This is a genomic window from Candidatus Symbiopectobacterium sp. NZEC135, from assembly GCF_025962695.1.
Genome location: NZ_JAGFPF010000928.1, coordinates 1 through 835, shown reverse-complemented (window position 1 = coordinate 835; position 835 = coordinate 1). Strand labels below are relative to the sequence as shown.

1 protein-coding gene and 1 pseudogene are annotated in these 835 nt (G+C 59.8%); both read right to left on the bottom strand.

What is annotated here, in order from left to right; genetic code table 11:
- The coding region (locus J5224_RS31505) for a PilN domain-containing protein (RefSeq protein ID WP_264628918.1) at positions 1 to 425 on the bottom strand (425 nt) is incomplete at its 3' end.
- Positions 425 to 835 (bottom strand): annotated as a pseudogene (locus J5224_RS31500) (pilus assembly protein HofM); the annotation flags it as partial. The gene J5224_RS31505 and the pseudogene J5224_RS31500, both read right to left, overlap by 1 nt.

Below are 835 nucleotides of genomic sequence, written 5' to 3'. Positions count from 1 at the left end.
AAGTGCACGATGTCGGCATAATCATGGCTTCTGCCCGTCAGATGGGCCTTGCCATCCTGCACTGTCAGGGCAGTAAGCCACAGCCCATCAGGCACCCACTGCGCCAGCTGTTTTAACAGCTGTTCATAACCCTGGTTATGCGCCCGCGTTTGCTCTTCTGCCTGCAACTGCGCTTGCCGCTGTCGCAGCGCGGCCATTAACCGTTGAACCTCACGCAGTTGTGCGCTGTCCGCGAGTTGCTTTTGTTGCAGCGTGCGCAACGTTTCCTCCATCGCGCCACGCTGTTGGTCAAGCCGCTCACGGCACGCGGCCAGCGTGAGCAGCAATCCCCCCGAAAAAAACAGCAGCCACAGCCACCAGCGGCGAGTATCACGGACTCGTCGGCGTTGACGCCACGGCAACAGATTGACACGAAAAGGGGGCATTAATCGTCCGCCCGCAGCGCCAAACCGCCCGCCACCACAAACTGGGACGGATTGATCGGCAGCGGCGGATAGGCTTGATGCAAGATGTCAAACGGCGACCACGACGCCAGCGGGTGCACTGAAAGCGGAGTGTCCTCGCCCCACTCGCCACTGTAATACGTTATTTCACCGCGCTTTCCCGGATAGTGATTGCTCACACAGGTGACGATATCGCCAGAATCTGTCACCGCGTCTTGCGAGATAACACCAAACGACAGCGGCTGGGATAACGGCGAAACCCACAGCCAGTGCTCGGTATCCAGTCGATGCAACAGCAGGGAATCGGAAGCCACCCCCGCCAGTTGTGCCATGGTGCGCAACGCGCATGGCACAATATCCAGCACATCCGGCGTTAGCCCGGCGCGATGCAG